The sequence below is a fragment of the Falsiroseomonas oryziterrae genome, assembly GCF_021864505.1.
GTDB classification, from domain to species: Bacteria; Pseudomonadota; Alphaproteobacteria; order Acetobacterales; family Acetobacteraceae; genus Falsiroseomonas; species Falsiroseomonas oryziterrae.
In genome coordinates, this window is the sequence record NZ_JAKJIB010000708.1 from 1 (window position 1) to 574 (window position 574).

The 574-nt window shown below is 74.9% G+C and carries 2 protein-coding genes; one reads left to right on the forward strand and one right to left on the reverse strand.

Annotated elements, in window-relative coordinates:
- Positions 1 to 188 (reverse strand): NAD(P)H-binding protein (locus L2I40_RS24255; RefSeq protein ID WP_237217883.1); only part of this gene is annotated, 188 nt, incomplete at its 3' end.
- 36 nt (positions 189 to 224) lie between these two features.
- Here L2I40_RS24255 and L2I40_RS24260 point away from each other — a divergent pair.
- Positions 225 to 574 (forward strand): helix-turn-helix domain-containing protein (locus L2I40_RS24260; protein ID WP_237217884.1); only part of this gene is annotated, 350 nt, incomplete at its 3' end.

The following is a 574-nucleotide window of genomic DNA, read 5'->3' on the forward strand; positions in this document are numbered from 1 at the left end:
CCGTCGAAGCTGCGGCGCAGCGCGTCGGGGTCGGTGACGTCGCCCGCCTCCAGCGCCACGCCCTGCCTGGCCCAGGCCGCGGCGCGCGCGGGATCGCGCACCAGGGCGCGCAGGCGGTGGCCCTGGCGGAGCAGGGTGGCGGCGGCGGCGGAGCCGGTCTGGCCGGTGATGCCGATGAGGGCGAGCATGGCGTCTCTCCTGTGCAGGGGCGGCGGGGCGCCGCGGTGCCGGCCAAGCTGGCCGCCGCGCTGGCATTACTCCACTGCATGTTTGATATTGGCTCCATGCGCGAAGTGAATTTACGCGGCGTGGACTTGAACCTGCTCGTGCTGCTCGACCTCCTGATCGAGCTCCGCAGCGTCACCGCCGCCGCGGAGGCGGCAAACATGAGCCAGCCGGCGATGAGCCGTGCGCTCGGGCGGCTGCGCGCGCTGCTGCGCGATCCGCTGCTGGCGCGCGGCAGCCAGGGCCTGGTGCCGTCGCCGGCCGCGCTTGCGCTGCAGCCCGCGCTGAAGCGCCTGCTGGGCGAGGCGGCGGACCACGACGGCGAACGGCGCATCGACCCCGGGACCTG